Genomic DNA, 22,366 nt, shown 5'->3' with positions numbered 1-22,366 from the left:
GAAACTTATAAAAAATTAGTTTGCGCTTAAGTATTCAGCAGTACTAACTCTGTCTGCAGACATAGCTTCTTTTCCAGCTTCCCAGTTTGCAGGACAAACTTCTCCTTTTTCCTGAATGTGAGTATAAGCATCAACCATACGTAAATATTCGTTTACGTTACGTCCTAATGGCATATCGTTTACGCTTTCGTGGAAGATTTTTCCAGTTTCGTCAATAAGGTAAGTAGCTCTGTAAGTTACGTTTGAACCTTCGATGATAACTGAGTCAGTTTCTTCGCTGTATTCTGTAGAATCAATATCTAAAATTCCTAAAATGTTAGATAAGTTACGGTTTGTATCCGCTAGAATTGGGTAAGTTACACCTTCGATTCCACCATTGTTTTTTGGAGTGTTTAACCAAGCAAAGTGTACTTCGTTTGTATCACATGAAGCTCCGATAACGATAGTATTTCTTTTTTCAAATTCTGGTAATGCAGCTTGAAAGGCGTGTAATTCAGTTGGACATACAAAAGTGAAATCTTTTGGATACCAAAACAATAATACTTTTTTGTTGTTGTTTACTGCTTCTTCAAAAATGTTGATTTTTAAGTTGTCACCCATTTCTGAGATAGCATCTACTGCAATACTTGGGAATTTTTTTCCTACTAAAGACATATTTTTCGTTTTTACGTTAAAAATTTATTTCTGGTGCAAAAGTAGGGTATAAGTAAGGTTACTTACAATAAGTTGTGATTATAAAAATTTATTGATTGATAGTATTTGGCTATGGTGTCTTTTTATTGATTTGTAACTTATTGTAAGTCAATATTTACGGGTATTTTTCCGTTGCATGTTGAATTTTCAATAAATTGAATTCCGGCATTTTTTTGAAACTCATTAAAATCCTGATAAACCTGAATTAATCCTGAAGCCTTTTTAAGATTCGGAATTATAGGCAAAACATACGGATTTCCGAAAACATAAACAATACATTTTTTGGTTTGCAAAAGATCTGAAAGTAATTCTAAAACTTCATTATTAATTTCGAAATTATTCTGAGGTTTTGCTTTTGGAACAAATAGTGAAATAATCATGGCTTCAAAATTTGTTAATTCATTTTTGACAGATGAAATATCTGAAACTTCTAAATTCTCAAATGCAAATTCAGGTGAAGTTAATTTTGAATTTATGGTTTTAAAGAAAGTATTCTCAACACCTTTATACAAACTCAATTTTACTAACTGATTGTTTTTTTGAGCTTCAAAAGCCAAATCAGTATTTGAGTTATCAATAATTTTTGTGATTGAATTTTGAGCAATTTCAAGATTTAATGCTGAGGCACGTTCGAAATTTAATTCACCTGAAGTAAAGTTAGTATCAGACAGAATTCCAACTTTTTCTTTGGCTTTCATGATTCGGTTAAAACTTTCTTCGATACGTTCCGGTGAAGCATTTTTAAGAATCGCTTCAATTCCTTCCGGAACATTTTCGGCAAAACATAAAACATCATTTCCGGCATTAAAAGCTTCCCATTCCAGTTCTCCTTTTATTTCGTATAATTTCGAAACGCTGTGCATATTTAACGCATCAGAAATTATTAAACCATCATAACCTAGTTTCTCCCGTAGAAGATTTTCGATTATTGGTTTTGATAAAGTAGCCGATGTGTTTTTTCCGTCGTTTAAACTTGGAACAGCAAGATGCCCAATCATAATAGAATCGACATTATTTTCGATCCCTTTAATAAAAGGATATAATTCATTTTCCAGTAATTCTTCAAGCGTTTCATTTAAAACAGGTAATCCTAAATGCGAATCAACATTAGTATTTCCGTGTCCTGGAAAGTGTTTCAGACAGCCTAAAATTCCAACTTCAGACATTCCTTTAAGATATTCAACTGCAAAATCAGCCACTTTTTCTTTGTTTTCACCAAAAGAACGATAGCCAATCACCGGATTATTAGGATTGTTATTGATATCTGCCAAAGGCGATAAATTATAATGAATTCCGGCAGCTTTAAGATCTAAACCAATTTGTTTTCCAACTTCATAAACCAAATTCGATTTACTCTGGGGTAATGCACCAAGTGTAATTGCGTACGGATATTGCGGTGTTTTTTCGATACGCATTGCCAAACCCCATTCGGCATCAATGCTGATTAAAAGTGGGGTAGAAGCGGCTTTTTGGTACCTGATAATCAGGTCTTTGATTTTTTGATAACTATCATCGTTAAAAACGACTTTTTTCTTGCTTTCGTAATTGGTTGCAGCGCTGGCACGACTATGAAAAAAAGTCAATCCGCCAATATTATGTTCTGCAATCAAACGTTCCGTTTCCTGAATATTTTCTTCGGTATCGTTTATGAATACTGCGGGAAAAAAAAATTGTCCCACTTTTTGTCTTAATGCCTGAGCTGTCATTTTCATTATTATAAAGTCTTTTTCATGCAAACACTATTATCCATTTTTTCATAAGGAGGATAATTCGGGATTATGGTATAACCTGATTTTTGATACAAAGCAATTGCTTCGGGTTGTTTTTTTCCTGTTTCCAGAACAGTGTAAGGATATTTTATTTCTGCTGCCCAGAGTTCTAAAGCTTTTAAAATCTGCGATGCAATTCCTTTTTTTCTATGATCAGGATGTACAAACATTCGTTTGATTTCGACCGTATCAGTTTCTTTTTCTCTAAAAGCACCACAACCTGTAGCAATATCATTCTCATAAAAAACGATGACATGTTTTATTTTATCAGTCTTATTAAACTGATTATAAAATAAGTGATCTTCTCCGTCCCTGATTTTTAAATCCTGATCCAATAGAACTACCAGATTTTGAAAATCTACATCGTCAGAGTCGGTTCTTTTTAAACTAATCATGATAAAATGCGCTAAAAATTATTCTTTTATTTAAGCTTGCTTTTCTTTTGTTTGGCAAGCTGTGTTTTAGTGTGTAAGGCTTTTTCGAGTCGGTTTTTAAAACGGAAAAGTTTTGGTAAACCTTCGAGTCGGTCTTCGATAGTTATTTCTTCATAAACGATAATGGCTCTTTCTAAAACCCGAATCTCATTGTCGAGATCAAGTTGGTTTTTGTAGATAGTTGCCAATCGGTCATAAGGATGATTTCCTTTAAAACCTTCGGTAATATTTTCTTCGTATAACGCAATTGCTTTCTCAATTTCTCCTGCTTTTTCAAATTCAATTGCTTTCAGGTTTCGTTCAACCTGGATGTTTTCATTGATTTCCATGGGCGTTATATTGTATTGCTATTATTCTGTTTTTTTACCGAAATCCTTTGGGAAAATTAAAAATCTCGAAAGAATCAATCCCGGAATTGTCGCTATGAAAACCCATATAAAAAAGTTTTGATAGCCTAAATATTGTTGTATAAAACCGCTTAACATTCCCGGAAGCATCATTCCCAATGCCATAAAACCAGTTGCAAGAGCATAATGTGATGTTTTTGATTCTCCCTCGGCAACATGAATTAAAAACATCATAAAACCCGTAAAACCAAATCCGTAGCCAAATTGTTCCAGGATTACGGTTATGCAGGTATAAAGATTAAGAGGGGAATTTATTTCGAAAAAATAAAAATTTAGATGAAGATGAAAAAGTTCTTCAGGCTGAAAATGCGCCAATCCTATAAAACCAAGAATTGGCAGGTGCATCGCTAAAAACATTGGAAGCATCCATTTTGTAAGGCCGTGTTTAGAAATAGCAATACCACCTAAAATTCCGCCAATTGTCAATGCCAGAATTCCTAAAGTTCCATAAATGATCCCGACAGATTCCGTTTCCAAAGCCATTCCTCCCAATTCTTTTTTATCCAGTAAAAAAGGACTTAACATTTTAAGCAGCTGAGATTCTCCAAGTCTGAAAACCAAGATAAAAGTCAGGACAAGACCAATTTGCTTTTTCTTAAAAAAGCTTACAAATACAGTTGAAAAATTTTGATGATGGTGTGCATTTTTATCATCAATACTATTAATTTCATTTTTTGGGGTAAAAATAAAATTATAAACGGTTATAAAAGTCATTAATAAACCTACGGCAATCATGGTATAGGACCATGCTTTTGTATTGTCTCCGTATTTGTGTTCCAGATAACCGGCAAGAAGCACGATTAATCCGTTTCCGGCAAGTAATGAAAGTCTGTAAAATGTACTTCTGATTCCTAAAAAGAATGATTGCTGATTTTCCGGTAAAACCAATAAATAAAAACCGTCGCTGGCAATATCATTAGAAGCCGAAGCAAAAGCTGCAACCCAGAATATCGCCAGAGTCATGATGAAAAAACCGCTTGCGGGAATTGTAAAACCAACGAGTAAAAAGGCGACAGAAATAAGCAATTGCATCGATAAAAACCATTTTCTTTTGGTTCCGTGCAATTCAATAAACGGACTCCAAAGCGGTTTTATAACCCACGGTAAGTATAATAAACTGGTATAAACTCCAATATCTTCATTTGAGATTCCCAGATTTTTGTACATAATGACCGAAACTGAGATAATGACAGCATAGGGCAATCCAGATGCAAAATTAAGAAGCGGAATCCAGAACCAGGGTTTATTATCTGTTTTCATTAGGCTGAGCAGGTAAATAGGTTTTAAATGTCTTTTTTAAGTCGATCGTAGTTGGGGTACTTTCGTTCGCAAAATAATCAATAAATGTCACAGCACAAGCTTTATACTGATTCATTTTTTCTGCCGGAACAGAAAATGTAATTAACCCGTTTGTTTCACAAATAGTAATTTTATCTATAATTTTTGTAGCATCGTTTGTATCAATTTTCGAGATATGTTCTGCGCCGTAAACCACCATATAACGCACTTTTGTGTTTAAAGGAGATTTGATCGTAAACGTATATTTTATACTGTCTTTGGCATATTCGGTCACGTTTGGAATATCAATTACAATACGTCTTAAGTTAGGAACTGCTATTGGAAGCGCAGGATATTTATATTGGCTTTCTTCCAGCAGGCGAACAATATCAAAGTTTTTATTCATGAACCATTTTGCGCTAAAATAAGCGCTTCCGCCTACTTTTTTGAAACTTCTGGCAAAATCAATCTGCGTTGGGATTTCACTTGCAAAATTCCAGCTTTTATCACTGTCACCTCTAATTTTATAAGAAGCGTGACCAATATAAAGCGCTGTATTATTAGAGTTTTCAGACCACCATTTTACTAATTTTGAGTAAGAAGCTCTTGGGTTATTCATGCTCCAATACAACTGGGGCATAATATAATCGATCCATTTTTGATCCATCCATAAAACAGGATCAGCATACAAATCGTCGTAATTTGCTGTTGATTGAGTTTCAGAACCTTTAGGATCTACTGATTTGTTACGCCAAACGCCAAACGGACTAATTCCAAATTGTACCCACGGTTTACTGGCTTTTATAGTTGTCGAAATAGTATGTACAAAGTTGCTTACATTCGCACGGCGCCAATCAGCAAGACTTAAGCCTGAACCATATTTTCTAAAAGATGCCGTATCATTAAAAACTTTCCCCGGAACAGTGTAAGGATAAAAATAATCATCAAAATGAATCGCGTCAATGTCGTATTTATCTACCACTTCTTTTACGACTTTTGTTAAGTGTTCCTGAACTTCAGGCAACGCAGGATCGTAATAATATTTTCCGCCATATTCGATCATCCATTCCGGATGTTTAAAAAGATCGTGATTTGGGCTTAAAAGATTTTTGTTTAAATCGAAAGTTGCACGATACGGATTCAGCCAGGCATGAAATTCAAAACCTCTTTTATGCGCTTCGTCAATCATCCAGGCCAATGCATCGTAATACGGGTTTGGGGCCAGACCTTCTTTACCTGTCAAAAAACGTGACCAAGGCGCAAGTTCTGATGGATAAAAAGCATCACCAACACTTCTAACCTGAACAATTACGGCATTATAATTTAGCTTTTTATAAGCTTCTAAAATCTCCAGATAATCAGCTTTTTCTTTTTCTACACCGTCAGTTGCAGTTTTAGGCCAGTCAATATTTACGACGGTTGCAATCCATACACCTCTAAATTCGTTTTTAGGGTATAATATTTTTTCTTGTGCATTAGAAATTAATCCAAAGAAAAATAAAAATAGGATAGAGAAAAGTACTTGCTGATTTTTATGCATTTTAATCTTTTTTAACAGAAACCAAAAATAGTTTTTTTAGCGGACTATAGTAAATAATTAATAAATTATAATTTGAACGGTATTTATCCAGTTTTAATATAAAGGATTCTTTAATATTTTTTTTAACACGACTGAGCAATAACAAATAGGCAAAGCAATTAAACGAATTTCTCCGAATCATTTTTTAAATGATTTTGTTTCACGCAGATTCTCCTGATTTAAGCTGATTTAATTTCGATTTTTATAAATTATCTGTGCGGATCTGCCTAAATCTTTTCAAATCTGCGTGAAATTCAGATTAAAAATAAGCTGTGTTAGTCTTTTTAATCAGGAAAAGAAATTTTACCCATTGTAACAGACGGAATTCCTTTTTTTGAACCAAAATTATAATCTCCGCCAGCAACAGTTTCATTGGCTAAAACGGCAAATAAAACCGCTTCTTTAGCATCGCCCGCAATCCCCAAATCATCGCTTTTTTGAAAATCGCAAGCCAGTAATTCCTTTAACCATCGTACTAATAAAGGGTTATTTGCGCCGCCGCCGGACATATAAACCGTAAATTCTGCAATTGGTATTCCGGTATTTTTTATTACAAACCCAATCGCTTCAGCAATGGTCTCAGCGCTAAGACGTGTTAAAGTAGCTAACAAATCTGGTGCCGAAATAGTACTAAAACCAGTTTTTAAAAGTGCATTTTGTACAAAATCAAAATTAAATAGTTCCTGACCAATCGTTTTAGGAAAGCTTTTCCGGAAGAAAGGATCCTTTTTTAATTCTGATAAAAGCTCTAGGTTTACGGTGCCGCTTTGAGAAATTTGAGCATCTTTATCATAACTTTTTTCAGGAAAATAATGTTTGGTATAAATGTCTATTAAAGTATTTGCAGTTCCGGTATCCGTTACAAAAACGTCTTCGGCATTTAGCGAAGCGGGCAAATAAGTAAAATTTGCAATACCGCCCATATTCAGCATAATGCGGTTTTCGCCTTTTTTGCTAAAGAGCAAATAATCTCCATAAACCGCCACAGGAGCACCTTCACCGCCAGCCGCAACGTGTTTTTGCCTGAAATCTGACAAAGTGATAATTCCGGTTTTTACCGCAATATGATCACCATCGCCAATTTGTAAAGTCGCATTTGGAAATTTTTCCTGCTGATGTAAAAACTTCGGAGCATGCAAAACCGTTTGACCGTGCGAAGCAATTAAGTCGACTTCGTTTGCTGGAATATTCCATTTTTGCAGACAATCGTTGACCATATCAGCATGCAAAATTCCAATCCATTCGTTTAACAAAGCCAGATGCTGAAAATCGATTGTTTTCCTGGCAAACACCTTACGGATTTCGGTTTTAATGTCTTCGGTATAATTGATGGTTTCGAACTTCAGAATTTTTACGGCTGTATTTTCGCCTGCGCCAGAAATTTCACAAAGTGCAATATCAAGACCATCAAGCGAAGTTCCGGACATTAAACCTATTATTTTTCGGGTCTCTTTTTGAGCAATTTCGTAGAGAGCACTTATGTTTTTGTTCATTAAATAATGTTTTAGGAACACGTTTTATTTGATAACGCTAAAATCAGATTTATTTGGATATAAATGTAGCGAAAATGCTGATATTTTACTGTTTTACTAAATGCAGGTTTCAAGGTATAAAAATAAGAAGAATCGTTTTGTTTTTTATTTATATTTGAACCTAAATAACAATTCTAATGACACGATTTCGATTATAAATTCAAAAATGTATATCGCGTTTCTGTTAAGCACAAAATACTTCGAAGCGCATGTTTATACTTCGCTTTTAGTTTCTGATTTACTTACAGATGACTCGATTGTACAGTTTATGCATGATATTGTTCATGAACTGGATTTGAATACGAGAATTTGGGGAAAAGAACAATTATTTAGTTTAAAAACAAAGTTTAAAATAAAAAAATGAAATCAACATTCGCATATATATTCCATTTTTTATATTGGTTTTGGTTTGTGTGTTTTTTCTTTTATACCTTAAATGAAATTTTTACAGTCAGTAAAATGGTAGGAGAAGGGAAATTTTTTATGATTATCTCAACCTTTATTTTGTTTTTTGTTGGACTTTTTCTCTATCTGTTTACACTTACATTCGAAATATCAAACAATCTTAATAAGCACTTAAGATCTGGTTCGCTGGTTTTTAGCATTATATTAATAGTGTGGTTTTTTACTGCTTTGTAAAGAAATAATTTGATGCGTTTATAATATATAAGATTAACAAATAATGAAACAGTTACGGATACAAATTGCAATTTCGATTAGTGTTATTTTTATAATTGCATTATTCACTTTTTTCGATTCTCCTGCGGTGTTTTTATTATTTTTTACACCAGTATTACTTTTTGGAAGTATTGCCAGCGTAATTTTTTCGGGCATAATTTATTATATCAATAACAGAATATCCGTATTCGTTTCGATATTTATTTTTATAATATGCGCTTGGTTTCTAAAAGTAATAAATAGTAATTATGATGAATACACTAACTACGAGAATTGGCAATTCTATAATCACCAGCAGATTATATCTACTAAATTAGATTTGATTATTGGTAAGAATTTATTCGGTTTTCAGTTGTGTTTATTTATGATTCTGCTTAACCTCTTTTCAAGTTTTATTGTCCTTTTGGTCAAATATTACAGAAAAAGAAAAAAGCGAAAACTGGATTTACTAGAACAAGATTTTCAGCAGTAAAGGATAATTTTTATATAAACTATCTAAAGCCGTTTCACAACTTAGTGAAACGGCTTTTTTATTTGCTATTTTTTGTCTTTTCTAATTATTTTTTTGTCATCAGCTCTTCAAAGTCTTCTGGAAACCAAAAATATTATTAAAAGTTGTACGCTGTGCGAAGTCTCCCGACTTCGCACCCGTTCCAATTATATTTTGGATTTCTTTCTTATATTTGTTTAATTATCGTTGTCGTTACGAAGTCTCACTACTTCGCAGAGCACAAGATAGTATCTGAGCCAAATATTGAGATTTTAGAAAAATAAATTTATTTCAAGAATATTAATAAATATATAACTATGAAAAATTTAATTTTAATTATTGCATTATTATTTGCATTTAGTTCAAATGCTCAAGCTAAAAAACAATACAGAAGTGCCAAAAGTGGACAGTACGTAACAAAAGCTAAAGCCGAAAAAAGCCCTTCAACGACTTATAGTACAAATAGGAAATCAAGAAAATGATTCTGAAATCTCCCAACTTTGTATCTGTCACAATAAATTATTTAGCAGAATAAACGAAAACCCTCGACTTTTTAAAATCGAGGGTTTTTCATTTATTATAAAATCAAATCTTACTCTACAACCCGATAGCGCGGATTTGCAATCCGTGCCCATAAAGTATATAATTTTTTAGCTTTTATTCTGTCAAATCTTTGCGGGCACGGATTGCAAATCCGCGCTATCGTTGTGATGAAATAGATTAAAAAAATAGAATATAATCAAAAACCTCGACTTTTTAAGATCGAGGTTTTTTTGTAAAAAATGATTATTAGAAATTACTCCTCATCCAAATAAGGATTTAAAATCTCGGCTAATTCATTGAGCCAATAAAAGCTGTTTTCTAATTTGATAATTTCTTGTTGAAGTGTTTCATCTTCTCGAATAACTCCTAAAGCGAGAATATAATTTACTTGTCTTAGTGCTTTTGCCATACTTTCTGGCTCAATTGTTTTGTTGAAAAAATCTGTAAGCCTTGTTTGGGCTTCTTTTGAAAGGGTGTTTGTACTCATAACTTGACATTTGTTGAATAAAAACCCATGTTAATAAGGTGTTGCAATCATTTAATAGCATTATCGTTGTTTATAATAATTGGCACCGTACCACAAGGGTAAAATTTAATTAATTTCTCAGTGTCGTAGTTTAAGAAGTTGTAAATATAGTAAAAACAATAATTAAAAGTAAGAAAAATATTATTTTTTGGTTTTAAAAAAAATGAGATTGAACACTTTAAATCATTTCTGTGATGTAAATATAAAACGTCATTTTGAGAAAAGATAAACTTAGCCAGACTTTAGGTAGTTTGTCATTTCGACGAAGGAGAAATCTTCGTAAGAAACTCCACAACAATGCGTGCTCAGTTTGTGGAGATTTCTCCCTTCGGTCGAAATGACAAAATTATGGGATTTCCCTTGTATAAATTTATCAATTTCTTATGGAAACTAGAACCCTAGCCCTGATAGAAGTGGAAATCCTTTTTTCTTGCTTCTTTAGCAAGGAAAAGATTGGAAGGGATTGCTTCGCCAGTTCGCACTTTCAGGCTCGGGTGAAGGAAATAGCTTCTAATCCTTCTCCGGAAGCCTCGCGACAATCGTGTAGAAGAGAAACCTCTGTCCCTTTGCCACTCTGTCCTTTTATCCCTTTTTAAAAACCTATTTCAGGACAAATTCATTTTCTTTTAAAGTATTTAGAACTTCCGAAATAATTTTCGAGCGGTTTTCGGCCTTGTTGGTTGTGGTGCCGGTTTGAACCCAATAGCGAATGTTGAGTTGGGCGACTCCGGCGGTAACATCTGTAATTATGGCCGAATCGTTGTGTTCTTTGTCGGTTACGTCGTCGTTGCGTTCCATAACTTCTTTTACGAGTTCGATGGCACGATTATAATCAGAGCCAAATTCGAGTCCTACAGTAAAAGTCTGGAGTAGAAATCCGGCGCTGTTGTAATTAATCAGCGTATTTTTTATTAAAAGAGCGTTTGGGATATAAATAATTTTCGAATCGCTTTTAACTTCGGTATCACGAAGGTTGAGGTTGATAACTTCGCCTTTTACGCCGTTACTCTCGATAATGTCACCAATAGAAAACGGACGTTTGAAAGCGAGCAGAATTCCGGCAAGGAAATTTTCGCCAATATCCTTAAGCGCAAAACCAATCACAAAAGCTGATATTCCGGCACCGGCAAGCATACTTTGTGCGATTCCGTCGAGACCAATAATCTTAAACATGATCAAAACCCCAATAATAATAAGGACAGATTTTATAAGTCGCGCAATAAAAGTAGCCAGAAGTCTGTCGTGCATTCTTACTTTGAGTCGGTTTCCGGCAAAAATCCCTACTCGTGTTGCAATAAACCAGGAGACGAGAATAACGGCAACGGCAAGAATAAATTTTGGTGTAAGATCGACAATGCTGTAATAATAAGTTTCTACGTGTTTGAAGACGTCTTGCAGAAAATTTTCCATAATTATAAAAGGCGTAAAATGTATATTTTTAAAAGTAGGGATTTTGCAATTGGCGCGTTTTACAGAATTAGGCTTTAATTTTATAAAATATGAGTTAAACAGTTACATAAATTGCCAATTTGTATCATTTTACGATGCTATATATTTATATTTGTTGTCTCAGTTTTTGAGGGAATATTTTTTTAAAACGCACCATTTACATGTTGACCCAATCTCAGTTAGAGCAATTCGCCGGCACGCTCGAAGGCACACTTTTATACGACGAACTTCATAAAACGCTTTATTCGACAGATGCTTCTGTATACCGGATAAAACCCAAAGCGGTTGCCGTGCCTAAAACGATCGAAGATATTAGTAAAATAATCAGGTTTGCGGCGCAGCATCATATTTCGATTACGCCAAGAACTGCCGGAACTTCGCTTGCCGGACAAACGGTTGGTGACGGAATTGTGGTCGATGTTTCGAAAAACTTTACCAAAATCCTGAATTTCGACCCTATTAAAAAAACAGTTACGGTGCAGCCCGGCGTAATTCGCGATGAACTCAATTTATTCCTGAAACCTCACGGCGTATTTTTTGGACCTAATACATCGACAACAAATCGTTGTATGATTGGCGGAATGGTGGGGAATAATTCCTCCGGGACAACCTCGATTCGTTATGGCGTTACGCGTGATAAAATTGTAGAAATAAAAGGAATTTTGAGCGATGGTTCTCCGGTAGTTTTTCATGAATTGACTTCGGCTGAATTTATCGAGAAAACCAAAGGCAATTCTTTAGAAAATAAAATATATAAAAGTCTTTACGACGAGCTTTCTGTTAAAGCAACGCAGGACGAAATTATAAAAGAGTTTCCTAAACCTGAAATTCACAGACGAAATACAGGTTATGCGGTTGATATTTTATTAAAATCGGACTTGTTTGGCGGAACAGAACCTACAATTAACGTTGGGAAATTACTTTGCGGAAGCGAAGGAACTCTGGTTTTTACTACCGAAATCACTTTGAAAGTTGATGATTTACCGCCAGCGAATAATATTATGGTCGTGGCGCATTATCATAGCATTCAGGAATCGCTGGAATCTGTGGTAATAGCAATGAAACATCATTTGTATACTTGCGAAATGATCGATGATACGATTTTGGATTGTACGAAAACGAGCCGAGAACACATTAAAAACAGATTCTTTTTGGTAGGAGAACCCAAAGCGATTATGATGTTTGAAGTCGCTTCGAATGATCCCGAAGATGCCGAAAACCAAGCAAATGCTTTGGTGGCTGATTTAGAGAAAAACAACTTTGGTTATGCACTTGTAAAAATTTACGGAGCGGATATCGAGAAAGTAAATGAACTTAGAAAAGCCGGTCTCGGACTTTTAGGAAGTATTGTAGGCGATGATAAAGCTGCCGATTCTATAGAAGATACTGCGGTAGAATTAAGCGATTTACCGGCTTATATTGCCGAGTTTTCGGCGATGATGTTACGTCACGGGCAAGGAGCGATTTATTATGCACATGCCGGAGCGGGAGAACTACATTTGCGTCCGGTTTTGAATTTGAAGAAAACATCTGATTTAAAATTATTCAGGACCATTGCGACCGATGTTGCGATTTTGGTGAAGAAATACAGAGGTTCTTTAAGTGGTGAACATGGAGACGGAATCGTGCGCGGAGAATTTATTCCGTTTATGATTGGCGAAACGAATTATGAATTGCTGAAAAGAATCAAATTGGCATTTGACCCGAATTCGGTTTTGAATATCGGGAAGATTGTAAATGCCTTGAAAATGGACGAAAATCATCGTGTCGTTTCGGGCAGGGTTGAACCGGATATTAAAACGTTTCAGGATTTCTCAGACAGTTTAGGAATTCTGCGCGCTGCCGAAAAATGCAACGGATCCGGAGATTGCAGAAAATTACCATCGGCAGGAGGCGCAATGTGCCCGAGTTATCGTGCTACTAAAAATGAAAAGGAAACAACGCGTGCGAGAGCGAATGCGTTACGTGAATATTTGACCTATTCTGAGAAAGAAAATAAATTTGACCAGAAAGAACTTTACGAAGTTTTTGAATTGTGTGTAAGCTGTAAAGCCTGCGCCAGCGAATGTCCGAGTAATGTAGATGTTGCAACGCTTAAAGCAGAATTTTTATACCAATACCAAAAAGCAAACGGTTTCTCGACCCGAAATAAGATTTTTGCCCACAACGCAAAACTGAATAAAATGGGAAGTTTGTTTCCTGCGATTACGAATTTTATTTCGAATCAGTCGCTGGTGAAAAAAAGTATGGGAATTGCACCCGAAAGACAAGTTCCGTTATTGGCAAAACGCACATTCAAAAAGTGGTATGAAAATCATAAACCACAACAAAACGATTTCCCAAACGGACAAGTATATTTGTTCAATGACGAATTCACGAATTATTACGATGTAAATATCGGCATCGATGCTTTCGAATTATTGACCAAATTAGGTTACAAAGTTTTAATCGTAAATCACGAAGAAAGCGGTAGAACCTATTTATCGAAAGGATTTCTGGAAGAAGCGAAGAAAATTACGAATATCAATGTAAATATTTTCAAAGATCTAATTTCTGCGAAAGCGCCATTAATAGGGATAGAACCATCGGCAATTTTGACTTTTAGAGACGAATATTTGCGTCTTGCAGATGATAAAGAAGCAGCTGAAAAAGTGGCTCAAAGCGCTTTTACAATCGAAGAATTCTTTAAAAAAGAAATTATCGACGGAAAAATCACTCCCGATTCTTTCTCACAAGAAAAAAAGGAAATTAAAATTCACGGACATTGTCATCAAAAATCATTGAGTTCTGTCGAAGCGACTTTCGCAATGCTAAATTTACCGACTAATAATACGGTTACGATTTACAATTCGGGTTGTTGCGGAATGGCGGGATCTTTTGGTTACGAAAAAGAACATTATCAGGTAAGCATGCAAATGGGAGAGGATACTTTATTCCCTAAAGTGCGCGCCACGGCTCAAAACGTAAAAATCGCTGCTGCGGGAACCAGTTGTCGCCATCAAATTTTTGACGGAACGAGTCGTGAAGCACAACATCCTGTGAGTATTTTAAGGAATTGTTTGCGTTGAGAAATGGCACGCGGATGACACGGATTCACTTCGTGAAAACTCGGATGTACACGGATTTTTTTTGTTTCTCGCAGATTAGGCAGATTTTAGTAGATTTAATTTAGATTTTTATTAAAATCACTCTGCGCGCATCTGCTTAAATCATTTTAAATCTGCGTGAAAAATTTTAGCTACAGATAAAGGATTAAAATATTTTTTATCTCGCAGATTCTGCAGATTTAATTGATAAATATTAAAATAATCAGTGTTTAATCATTTAATCAGTGGCAAAAAATAATTCGTGCTAATTTGTGAAATTCGTGGCACAAAAAATAAATCCGCGCAAACCAGTTAAATCTGTAAAATCCTTGGGCAAAAAATATACAGATAAAACAAAATGGTTTTATATATTTGAAATCAGGATAATTTTTGCATTATTTGCAAAATAAAACCACAAAGACCGAAAAATATTAATTTATAAAGCAAACTCATATATGGCATTATCAGGTTTATTCCGAAAAAAAACGGTACAAGATATTCTGAAGCAAGTTGCAAAAAACGAAGCAGATGGTCATAATGCATTAGGAAAACATTTAACGACCAAAGATTTAACAGCCTTCGGGATTGCTGCTATTGTAGGAGCAGGAATTTTTAGTACCATCGGGAAAGCCAGTGCAGATGGTGGTCCTGCTGTAATTTTCTTATTTTTATTTACCGCATTAGCCTGTAGTTTTGCCGCTTTTGCTTATGCCGAATTTGCCTCAATGGTTCCGGTTTCAGGAAGTGCCTATACTTATTCATACGTAGCTTTTGGAGAATTAATTGCCTGGATAATTGGCTGGGCATTAATCATGGAATATGCAGTTGGGAATATAACGGTCGCCATATCGTGGAGTGATTACTTTACAGGACTGCTCCAGAGCGGCGGAATTCATCTCCCGCAATGGATCCAGATGGATTATCTAACGGCTTCAAACGGATTTAAAGACGCCACAGCTTTAATGCAGGGTGGAAAATCTTTCGAAAATTTAAGCACTTCATTACAAGCAGCTCATACCGCCTGGACAACAGCACCAACAATTGGATCTTTCCATTTTGTGGCAGATTTACCGGCATTGTTTATCATTGTTTTAATCACCGCTTTGGTTTACAGAGGAATGAAAGAGTCTCGTAATGCGAGTAACTTAATGGTTATTGTAAAACTTTGTATTGTACTTTTAGTAATTGCAGTTGGTGTATTTTATGTAGATACTGCCAATTGGGATCCGTTTGCACCAAATGGAGTTAGCGGAGTTTTAAAAGGAGTTTCGGCTGTTTTCTTTGCCTATATTGGTTTTGACGCGATCTCAACAACTGCTGAGGAATGTAAAAATCCGCAACGTGATTTACCGCGAGGTATGATGTGGGCTATTATCATTTGTACTATTTTATATATTGCCATTGCTTTGGTTTTAACCGGAATGGTGCGTTATAACGAATTAAATGTAGGAGATCCTCTGGCGTTTGTTTTCGATAAACTAAACCTTAAATGGATGTCGGGAATTATTGCCGTTAGTGCTGTAATTGCTATGGCGAGTGTTTTATTGGTTTTCCAGATGGGACAGCCTCGTATCTGGATGAGTATGAGCCGTGATGGTTTATTGCCAAAGAAATTTTCGACCGTTCACCCAAAATTTAAAACACCATCATTTGCAACAATCGTAACCGGTTTTGTGGTCGCAGTTCCTGCTTTGTTCCTTAACTTAACAATGGTTACTGATTTATGCAGTATCGGGACTTTATTTGCCTTTGTACTGGTTTGTGCGGGAGTTTTGGTTTTGCAAAATAAACCGGAAATACCAAGAGGAAAATTTAAAACGCCTTATATCAATTCAAAATTTATTTTGCCAGTTTTAATGATCGCCGGATTATATTATGCTTTTGCTTTTAATAATAAAGCTACAATGGCTTTTATTAATAACGAGGCACAAACAAATGATGCAACAACAATTATTACCTCTTTGGATAAAGAACAATCTGCTAAAGTTTTCAATTATTTAGAAAGCATTGATGTGCATAATAAAACTGCAGAAACTGCCGATTTAGAACATTTATTAAGCCAATATCAAGACGACGATGCTAAATATGCTGAGGTTGTAAAAGGATTGCCAATCAATGATTCATTAAAATACGAATCAGGTTTTAGTTTATTCAAACACAAGATCCCAATGTGGATATTCTTATTCGTTTTGGTTGGATTAGCCGTTTGGGCCTTTAGAAAAAACCTGTCTTTAATTCCGCTTTTAGGATTAATCTGCTGTCTTTATATGATGGCTGAATTAAGCGTCTGGAACTGGATTTATTTTACGATCTGGTTACTAATCGGGTTATTTATTTACTTTACATACAGTAGAAAAAACAGTAAACTGAATTTCCCTGCAGAAGCCTAGATAATTATTTAATTGTGAATTATAAATTATAAATGAAAAAGCCGTTTTGAAGATGATTTCAAAACGGCTTTTTATTTTTTGCCAAGGATTAATGGATTAAAAGATTTTTGTTTCACACATATTTTGCAAATAAAAGCAGATAAAAATAGATTTTTTTTTAAGCTTAAGCAATAAATAAATCTGCGCAGATCTGCTTTAAATCTTTTTAAATCTGCATGAAATAACCTTTGTGAATCTCTGCGAAAACTCTAAGTGACTCTCTGCGAAATAAACAATCAAAGAACTCCTAATTCTACCATACAAGCCTTCATCATTTCGTAAGTACGTTCAATATCATTATCCAATCCAATCGAAAAACGAATCAAACCATCTGTCAATCCCATTTCGTGTTGTTCTTCTAACGGAATCTCACTCGAAGTCGAAGTTCCCGGAGCGCTGAATAATGTTTTATAGAATCCTAAACTTACAGCCAGATATCCTAAGTTTCTTTCTTGCATTAACTCCATTAATTCATTGGCTTTAGCCAAAGTTCCAACATCGATTGTCATCATTCCGCCAAAACCATATTCCGGATTAATCATCGTTTTGTATAGTTCATGACTCGGATGACTTTTCAATCCCGGATAAACCGTTTTAAGTCCGTCTTTTTCGAATTTATCTGCCAGAACATGGGCATTATGACTGTGTTGTTTGATTCGGATATGTAACGTGCGCAGATTTTTCATTACAGATGCTGATCGCAAACTATCCATCGTTGGCCCTAAAAGCATGCTTGCTCCCGAGTTTACATTTTTCAAAGCATTGATAAATTCCTTCGATGCACAAGTCACGCCGCCAACCGTATCGCTGCTTCCGTTTATGTATTTCGTTAAACTATGAATTACAATATCAGCGCCTAATTTTGCAGGAGAAACTGATAATGGCGAAAAGGTATTATCAACAACCAATTTCAGATTGTGTTTTTTGGCAATTTTAGCCAAACTGGCAATATCAGCCACTTCCAATAAAGGATTGCTTACGGTTTCACAATACAAAACTTTTGTTTTTGGTGTAATTGCAGCTTCAACAACATCCAGTTTTGTAATGTCTACAAAGCTTGTTTCAATCCCGAACCTTGGCGTAAAATTTTTCAAAAAAGCATAAGTTCCGCCATAAATTGTTCTGCTTGAAACGATGTGATCACCAGCACCGCACAATTGCAGTAGAGTAGGTGTAATTGCACCCATTCCTGATGCCGAAACATTTGCAGTTTCCGTTCCTTCCATCGCTGCCAAAGCCTGATCAAGGTATAAATTACTGGGCGAAGAATGGCGCGAATACAAATAACAGCCTTCCATATTTCCCTCGAAAGTATCGAACATCGTTTTTGCCGAAAGAAACGTATAAGTTGATGAATCAGAAATCGAAGGATTCACTCCTCCAAATTCTCCAAAATACTGCAAATCCTGAATTTTGTCTGCTGGGTTAAAGTTTTTCATTTTTATGTCATTACGAGGAAAAAAGCAATCTCCTCTGGTTAGTATTATTGTTTTTGTTATTGAAATTGATTTTTGGAATTTTCAGGAGCTATTTCCTGCTCCCGATCCCGAAGCTTCGGGACGGGACGTTTCAATCTTTTGTAACTCCCGAAGCCTCGGGACCGGCACAAAAGGATTTCCACTTCTATCAGGGCTATGAAACTCGTTTTCAAAAGAAATTCTATTCAAAATAACGGTTATTAAGAAAATTAATCAACTGTATAGTATTTAATTAGATTTTAAAACTATAAAAATTACTTATGAAAGTTTATTTTTCTAAATTTGATTTGCAAAACCTAAATCAATAGATTTTATTTCATTTCAATAAACTAACAACTATCAACCACTAACCAACAACTAAAATGACTTTAGACGCCACCGATAAAAAACTCCTCGTTTTATTACAAACCGACAGTAAAAAGACAACCAAAGAATTGTCCTTAAAACTCAATCTGTCAGTAACCGCAGTTTACGAACGCATCAAAAAGTTAGAGCGCGAAGGCATAATCAAAAACTACGTAGCGTTAGTCGATAAATCCAAAATCGATAAGGGATTTGTAGTTTTCTGTCATTTAAAACTTATTCAGCATACTAAAGAATTTTTAACCAAATTCGAAAGCGAAGTCATCAAGCTCAACGAAGTTCTGGAATGCCATCACGTAAGCGGCGATTACGATTATATCCTGAAAGTTCTCGTAAAAGATATGGAGGAATACAGAGAATTTTTGGTCACAAAACTTACTTCGTTACAGCACATAGGCAGTACACAAAGTATGTTTATGATTAGTGAAGTGAAGAATTCGACGGTGATTTTTTAAAGTAGGTTCAAAGGTTCAGAGGTTCAAAGAGGCAACGGTTTTTCGTAGAGACGCACAGCAGTGCGTCTACATAAAATGATAAAAATAATCTTGCGAAGTCGCAGAGGCGCAAAGTTTTTTTGCCATTTTTGTTATTCTGAGGAACGAAGGATCTCCGTAAGTAACTCCGTAACGAAAATCCAATCTTTGTCGAGCTTCTTGCGGAGATTTCTCCTTCGTCGAAATGACAAATAAGAAGATACAATCATTGTTTTTTTTAAAAAAATTACATTATCTGCAAAATCTGTGCGAGACAAAATAATTAGAGAGAATTTGTTTAATTAGTGGCAAAAAACTTTGTGACTTTGCGTTTTCGCGAGACTAAAAAAACAAAACTTTGCTAATCTTTGCGTAAATCTTTGCGCACTTTGCGGTAAAAACTCCCTCCCAAAATTTCACACAAAAAACATTGAGATTTAAACTTTAAACAAAACTTTATTCCTTAATTTTGTATCGCTAAAAATAAATAGACAAACTATGAGTTCATTTGACGTAGTCATTATAGGTTCAGGTCCTGGCGGATATGTATCAGCAATTCGTTGCGCACAATTAGGTTTCAAAACTGCAATTGTAGAAAAATATAATTCATTAGGCGGAACTTGCCTTAACGTAGGTTGTATTCCTTCAAAAGCATTACTATCTTCTTCTCATCATTATGCCGAAATTGCTCATTTTGCAGATCACGGAATCGAAGTTTCCGGAGATGTAAAAATCAATTTAGAGAAAATGATTGCTCGTAAACAAGCAGTTGTAGATCAAACCGTAGGTGGAATCAACTACTTAATGGATAAAAATAAAATTACTGTTTTCAATGGTTTAGGTTCTTTCGTAGACGCAACACATATTGCAGTTGCAAAAGCTGACGGAACATCAGAAACTATCGAAGCAAAATATACTGTAATCGCTACAGGTTCAAAACCATCTTCTTTACCATTCATCAAAATTGATAAAGAAAGAATCATCACTTCTACTGAAGCTTTGGCTTTAAAAGAAGTTCCAAAACATTTAGTAATCATTGGTGGTGGAGTTATCGGAATCGAGCTTGGACAAGTTTACCTACGTTTAGGAGCTCAGGTTTCTGTAGTAGAATTCATGGACAGAATTATTCCTGGAATGGATGCTTCTTTGTCTAAAGAATTGACTAAAGTATTGAAAAAACAAGGAATGAAATTTTACGTTTCTCATAAAGTAAAATCAGTAGAAAGAAACGGCGATGCTGTTGTAGTTCAGGCTGAAAATGCAAAAGGAGAAACTATTACTTTAGAAGGAGATTATTCATTAGTTTCTGTTGGTCGTCGTCCTTACACAGACGGATTAAACGCTGACAAAGCAGGAGTTAAAATTTCTGATAGAGGACAAGTAGAAGTAAACGATCATTTACAAACTAATGTTCCAAATATTTATGCAATTGGAGACGTGGTTCGTGGAGCAATGTTGGCACACAAAGCAGAAGAAGAAGGAACTATGGTTGCTGAAATCTTAGCTGGTCAAAAACCACATATTGATTATAACTTAATTCCTGGTGTAGTGTACACTTGGCCGGAAGTTGCTGCAGTTGGACAAACAGAAGAGCAGGTAAAAGCTTCAGGAACAGAATACAAAGTTGGAAGTTTTCCTTTCAAAGCTTTAGGTCGTGCAAGAGCAAGTGGAGATCTTGACGGATTCGTAAAAATCATCGCCGATGCTAAAACCGATGAGGTTTTAGGAGTTCACATGATTGGAGCACGTACAGCAGACTTAATTGCTGAGGCAGTTACCGCAATGGAGTTCAAAGCGTCTGCTGAAGATATCTCAAGAATGAGCCATGCGCACCCAACTTTTGCTGAAGCAGTAAAAGAAGCTGCATTAGCCGCTACAGATAACAGAGCATTACACGTATAATTTACGTTAAACATATTTTTAAAAACCGCCAATTCTGAAATTTCAGAATTGGCGGTTTTTATTTTTTATGTAGTCCCTAAGGGCCACTTTTTACCAACTGGGTTATTTTGTTTCTACCAACATTAAACTCCTAACGGAGTTAAACTAATATTTAATCATAACATATAAATTTTATATTTTGGAGAGATTATATATTGATAGTTTCTATCAGCATTAATCTCCTAACGGAGTTAAACTAATATTTAATCATAACATATAAATTTTATATCTCGGAGAGATTATATATTGGTAGAAAAAATAGCATTTACCATTTTTTTGTCTCGTAGAGACCACATATTTATAGTAGATAAAATATTTCATTCATTAAATAGATTATTAAAATTTAAAAAAGCTCCAGAGGAGCAAAATATTTATAGCAGAGCATTGTCGCAAAGATTCCAAGCTCCAGCGGAGCGACATATTTATAATCGATACATATGTCGCTCCGCTGGAGCTTTATGTCGACGACAATAAATTACGCTATAGATATTTAGCTTCTTTGAAGCGTTTTATATCTAATACAATTTAGCTTAACGGTAATCCAATAAAAGATTTCAATAGTTAGAAAATATAAAATCAAATAAAAATGTTGTAAATTAAATTTAGGTTTCTCAGATTACCTTTATAAATCTAAAAGGTAATATTATGAAAAATAGATATATAGCTCCAGTTCTTATTGGGGCAGGAGTTGCGCTTGCACTTTATTCATGTGGAGCAACAATTCCGGAAAAAGCAAAAGCAGTTACTAATTTTGACAAAACGAAATATTTAGGGAAATGGTACGAAATTGCAAGATTGGATTTTAAATATGAAAAAGATCTCAACAACGTCACTGCCGAATATTCTCTAAACAATAACGGAACAATAAAAGTAGATAATAAGGGCTACAATGTCAAAAAAGACAAATGGGAAGAAAGCATAGGAAAAGCCAAATTCGTCAAAAAAGATGATGTTGCTATGCTTAAGGTCTCATTTTTTGGTCCTTTTTATGCCGGATATAATGTAATTGCTATTGATGATAATTACAAATATGCTCTTGTTGCTGGTGAAAACTTAAAATACATGTGGATACTTTCCAGAGAGACTACCATTCCTGAAAGCATAAAAGCCAATTATCTTGTAAAAGCACAGGAAATTGGTTATAATGTTTCAGATTTGGTTTGGACAGAACACAATAAGACAAATTAATAAAAATTATAAACGTTGATTTTTATTAAA

17 protein-coding genes are annotated in these 22,366 nt (G+C 34.9%); 7 read left to right on the top strand and 10 right to left on the bottom strand.

All coding sequences use genetic code 11. The features are described 5' to 3' along the window. Positions 1-15: 15 nt before the first annotated feature. From RC62_RS22390 to RC62_RS22360, 7 genes are all read right to left on the bottom strand, one after another. A complete protein-coding gene (locus RC62_RS22390; RefSeq protein WP_055098566.1) occupies positions 16-654 on the bottom strand; it encodes a peroxiredoxin in 639 nt (212 codons plus the stop codon). A 137-nt stretch (positions 655-791) separates the two neighbouring features. Continuing rightward, positions 792-2,405 carry a glycoside hydrolase family 3 protein gene (locus RC62_RS22385; protein WP_055098565.1) on the bottom strand — a complete coding sequence of 538 codons (1,614 nt, stop codon included), beginning with the start codon at positions 2,403-2,405 and terminating at the stop codon, positions 792-794. Positions 2,406-2,407: 2 nt separating this feature from the next. Next, the gene (locus RC62_RS22380) at positions 2,408-2,857 is read right to left on the bottom strand and encodes a GNAT family N-acetyltransferase (protein WP_055098564.1); all 450 of its coding nucleotides are present in this window, start codon (positions 2,855-2,857) and stop codon (positions 2,408-2,410) included. A gap of 26 nt (positions 2,858-2,883) precedes the next feature. Further along, complete coding sequence (locus RC62_RS22375; protein ID WP_055098563.1) at positions 2,884-3,225, bottom strand: hypothetical protein; 342 nt, start codon at positions 3,223-3,225, stop codon at positions 2,884-2,886. Positions 3,226-3,246: 21 nt separating this feature from the next. Next, complete coding sequence (locus RC62_RS22370; RefSeq protein WP_055098562.1) at positions 3,247-4,563, bottom strand: MFS transporter; 1,317 nt, start codon at positions 4,561-4,563, stop codon at positions 3,247-3,249. Beyond that, positions 4,550-6,121: a glycoside hydrolase family 10 protein gene (locus RC62_RS22365; protein ID WP_055098561.1), complete on the bottom strand. Its 1,572-nt coding sequence runs from the start codon at positions 6,119-6,121 to the stop codon at positions 4,550-4,552. Before RC62_RS22365 ends, RC62_RS22370 begins: the two co-directional genes overlap by 14 nt. Before the next feature lie 323 nt (positions 6,122-6,444). Beyond that, on the bottom strand, positions 6,445-7,653 hold the full coding sequence (locus RC62_RS22360; protein WP_055098560.1) for an anhydro-N-acetylmuramic acid kinase: 1,209 nt from the start codon (positions 7,651-7,653) through the stop codon (positions 6,445-6,447). A 205-nt stretch (positions 7,654-7,858) separates the two neighbouring features. On the opposite strand from RC62_RS22360, the gene RC62_RS22355 reads away from it, so the two are divergent. Both RC62_RS22355 and RC62_RS22955 read left to right on the top strand, forming a co-directional pair. Beyond that, positions 7,859-8,056 (top strand): hypothetical protein, encoded by a 198-nt coding sequence (locus RC62_RS22355; protein ID WP_157472612.1) that lies wholly within the window; start codon positions 7,859-7,861, stop codon positions 8,054-8,056. Between the two features lie 1,121 nt (positions 8,057-9,177). Further along, a complete protein-coding gene (locus RC62_RS22955) occupies positions 9,178-9,342 on the top strand; it encodes a hypothetical protein (protein ID WP_157472611.1) in 165 nt (54 codons plus the stop codon). A gap of 314 nt (positions 9,343-9,656) precedes the next feature. Here the strand turns inward: RC62_RS22955 and RC62_RS22345 are convergent, their stop codons facing one another. Both RC62_RS22345 and RC62_RS22340 read right to left on the bottom strand, forming a co-directional pair. After that, complete coding sequence (locus RC62_RS22345; RefSeq protein ID WP_055098557.1) at positions 9,657-9,890, bottom strand: hypothetical protein; 234 nt, start codon at positions 9,888-9,890, stop codon at positions 9,657-9,659. 639 nt (positions 9,891-10,529) lie between these two features. Further along, entirely contained in the window at positions 10,530-11,339 is an 810-nt protein-coding gene (locus RC62_RS22340) for a mechanosensitive ion channel family protein (protein ID WP_055098556.1), read from the bottom strand. A gap of 200 nt (positions 11,340-11,539) precedes the next feature. Here RC62_RS22340 and RC62_RS22335 point away from each other — a divergent pair, with 200 nt between their 5' ends. Then, a complete protein-coding gene (locus RC62_RS22335) occupies positions 11,540-14,446 on the top strand; it encodes an FAD-binding and (Fe-S)-binding domain-containing protein (protein WP_055098555.1) in 2,907 nt (968 codons plus the stop codon). Between the two features lie 473 nt (positions 14,447-14,919). Next, positions 14,920-16,854 carry an amino acid permease gene (locus tag RC62_RS22330; RefSeq protein ID WP_055098554.1) on the top strand — a complete coding sequence of 645 codons (1,935 nt, stop codon included), beginning with the start codon at positions 14,920-14,922 and terminating at the stop codon, positions 16,852-16,854. A 275-nt stretch (positions 16,855-17,129) separates the two neighbouring features. Here the strand turns inward: RC62_RS22330 and RC62_RS22325 are convergent, their stop codons facing one another. After that, on the bottom strand, positions 17,130-18,332 hold the full coding sequence (locus tag RC62_RS22325; RefSeq protein ID WP_055098553.1) for an aminotransferase class I/II-fold pyridoxal phosphate-dependent enzyme: 1,203 nt from the start codon (positions 18,330-18,332) through the stop codon (positions 17,130-17,132). Positions 18,333-18,733: 401 nt separating this feature from the next. Here RC62_RS22325 and RC62_RS22315 point away from each other — a divergent pair, with 401 nt between their 5' ends. The 3 genes from RC62_RS22315 (at position 18,734) to RC62_RS22305 (ending at position 22,336) form a co-directional block, all read left to right on the top strand. Next, the gene (locus RC62_RS22315; RefSeq protein ID WP_055098551.1) at positions 18,734-19,189 is read left to right on the top strand and encodes an Lrp/AsnC family transcriptional regulator; all 456 of its coding nucleotides are present in this window, start codon (positions 18,734-18,736) and stop codon (positions 19,187-19,189) included. 516 nt (positions 19,190-19,705) lie between these two features. Continuing rightward, positions 19,706-21,109 carry a dihydrolipoyl dehydrogenase gene (gene lpdA, locus RC62_RS22310; protein ID WP_055098550.1) on the top strand — a complete coding sequence of 468 codons (1,404 nt, stop codon included), beginning with the start codon at positions 19,706-19,708 and terminating at the stop codon, positions 21,107-21,109. A 684-nt stretch (positions 21,110-21,793) separates the two neighbouring features. Beyond that, complete coding sequence (locus tag RC62_RS22305) at positions 21,794-22,336, top strand: lipocalin family protein (RefSeq protein WP_055098549.1); 543 nt, start codon at positions 21,794-21,796, stop codon at positions 22,334-22,336. Positions 22,337-22,366 lie beyond the last annotated feature (30 nt).

This window comes from Flavobacterium aquidurense, assembly GCF_001404985.1.
In the GTDB taxonomy this organism is placed as follows: Bacteria; Bacteroidota; Bacteroidia; order Flavobacteriales; family Flavobacteriaceae; genus Flavobacterium; species Flavobacterium aquidurense_B.
The sequence above is the reverse complement of the archived record's forward strand: the minus strand, read 5'-3'. Positions and strand labels throughout refer to the sequence as shown.

Coding starts and splice junctions, on each gene's coding strand:
- RC62_RS22340 (WP_055098556.1), bottom strand. CDS start 11,339: ATGGAAAATTTTCTGCAAGACGTCTTCAAACACGTAGAAACTTATTAT.
- lpdA (WP_055098550.1), top strand. CDS start 19,706: ATGAGTTCATTTGACGTAGTCATTATAGGTTCAGGTCCTGGCGGATAT.
- RC62_RS22355 (WP_157472612.1), top strand. CDS start 7,859: ATGTATATCGCGTTTCTGTTAAGCACAAAATACTTCGAAGCGCATGTT.
- RC62_RS22955 (WP_157472611.1), top strand. CDS start 9,178: ATGAAAAATTTAATTTTAATTATTGCATTATTATTTGCATTTAGTTCA.
- RC62_RS22330 (WP_055098554.1), top strand. CDS start 14,920: ATGGCATTATCAGGTTTATTCCGAAAAAAAACGGTACAAGATATTCTG.
- RC62_RS22385 (WP_055098565.1), bottom strand. CDS start 2,405: ATGAAAATGACAGCTCAGGCATTAAGACAAAAAGTGGGACAATTTTTT.
- RC62_RS22360 (WP_055098560.1), bottom strand. CDS start 7,653: ATGAACAAAAACATAAGTGCTCTCTACGAAATTGCTCAAAAAGAGACC.
- RC62_RS22315 (WP_055098551.1), top strand. CDS start 18,734: ATGACTTTAGACGCCACCGATAAAAAACTCCTCGTTTTATTACAAACC.
- RC62_RS22305 (WP_055098549.1), top strand. CDS start 21,794: ATGAAAAATAGATATATAGCTCCAGTTCTTATTGGGGCAGGAGTTGCG.
- RC62_RS22365 (WP_055098561.1), bottom strand. CDS start 6,121: ATGCATAAAAATCAGCAAGTACTTTTCTCTATCCTATTTTTATTTTTC.
- RC62_RS22390 (WP_055098566.1), bottom strand. CDS start 654: ATGTCTTTAGTAGGAAAAAAATTCCCAAGTATTGCAGTAGATGCTATC.
- RC62_RS22370 (WP_055098562.1), bottom strand. CDS start 4,563: ATGAAAACAGATAATAAACCCTGGTTCTGGATTCCGCTTCTTAATTTT.
- RC62_RS22375 (WP_055098563.1), bottom strand. CDS start 3,225: ATGGAAATCAATGAAAACATCCAGGTTGAACGAAACCTGAAAGCAATT.
- RC62_RS22345 (WP_055098557.1), bottom strand. CDS start 9,890: ATGAGTACAAACACCCTTTCAAAAGAAGCCCAAACAAGGCTTACAGAT.
- RC62_RS22380 (WP_055098564.1), bottom strand. CDS start 2,857: ATGATTAGTTTAAAAAGAACCGACTCTGACGATGTAGATTTTCAAAAT.
- RC62_RS22325 (WP_055098553.1), bottom strand. CDS start 18,332: ATGAAAAACTTTAACCCAGCAGACAAAATTCAGGATTTGCAGTATTTT.
- RC62_RS22335 (WP_055098555.1), top strand. CDS start 11,540: ATGTTGACCCAATCTCAGTTAGAGCAATTCGCCGGCACGCTCGAAGGC.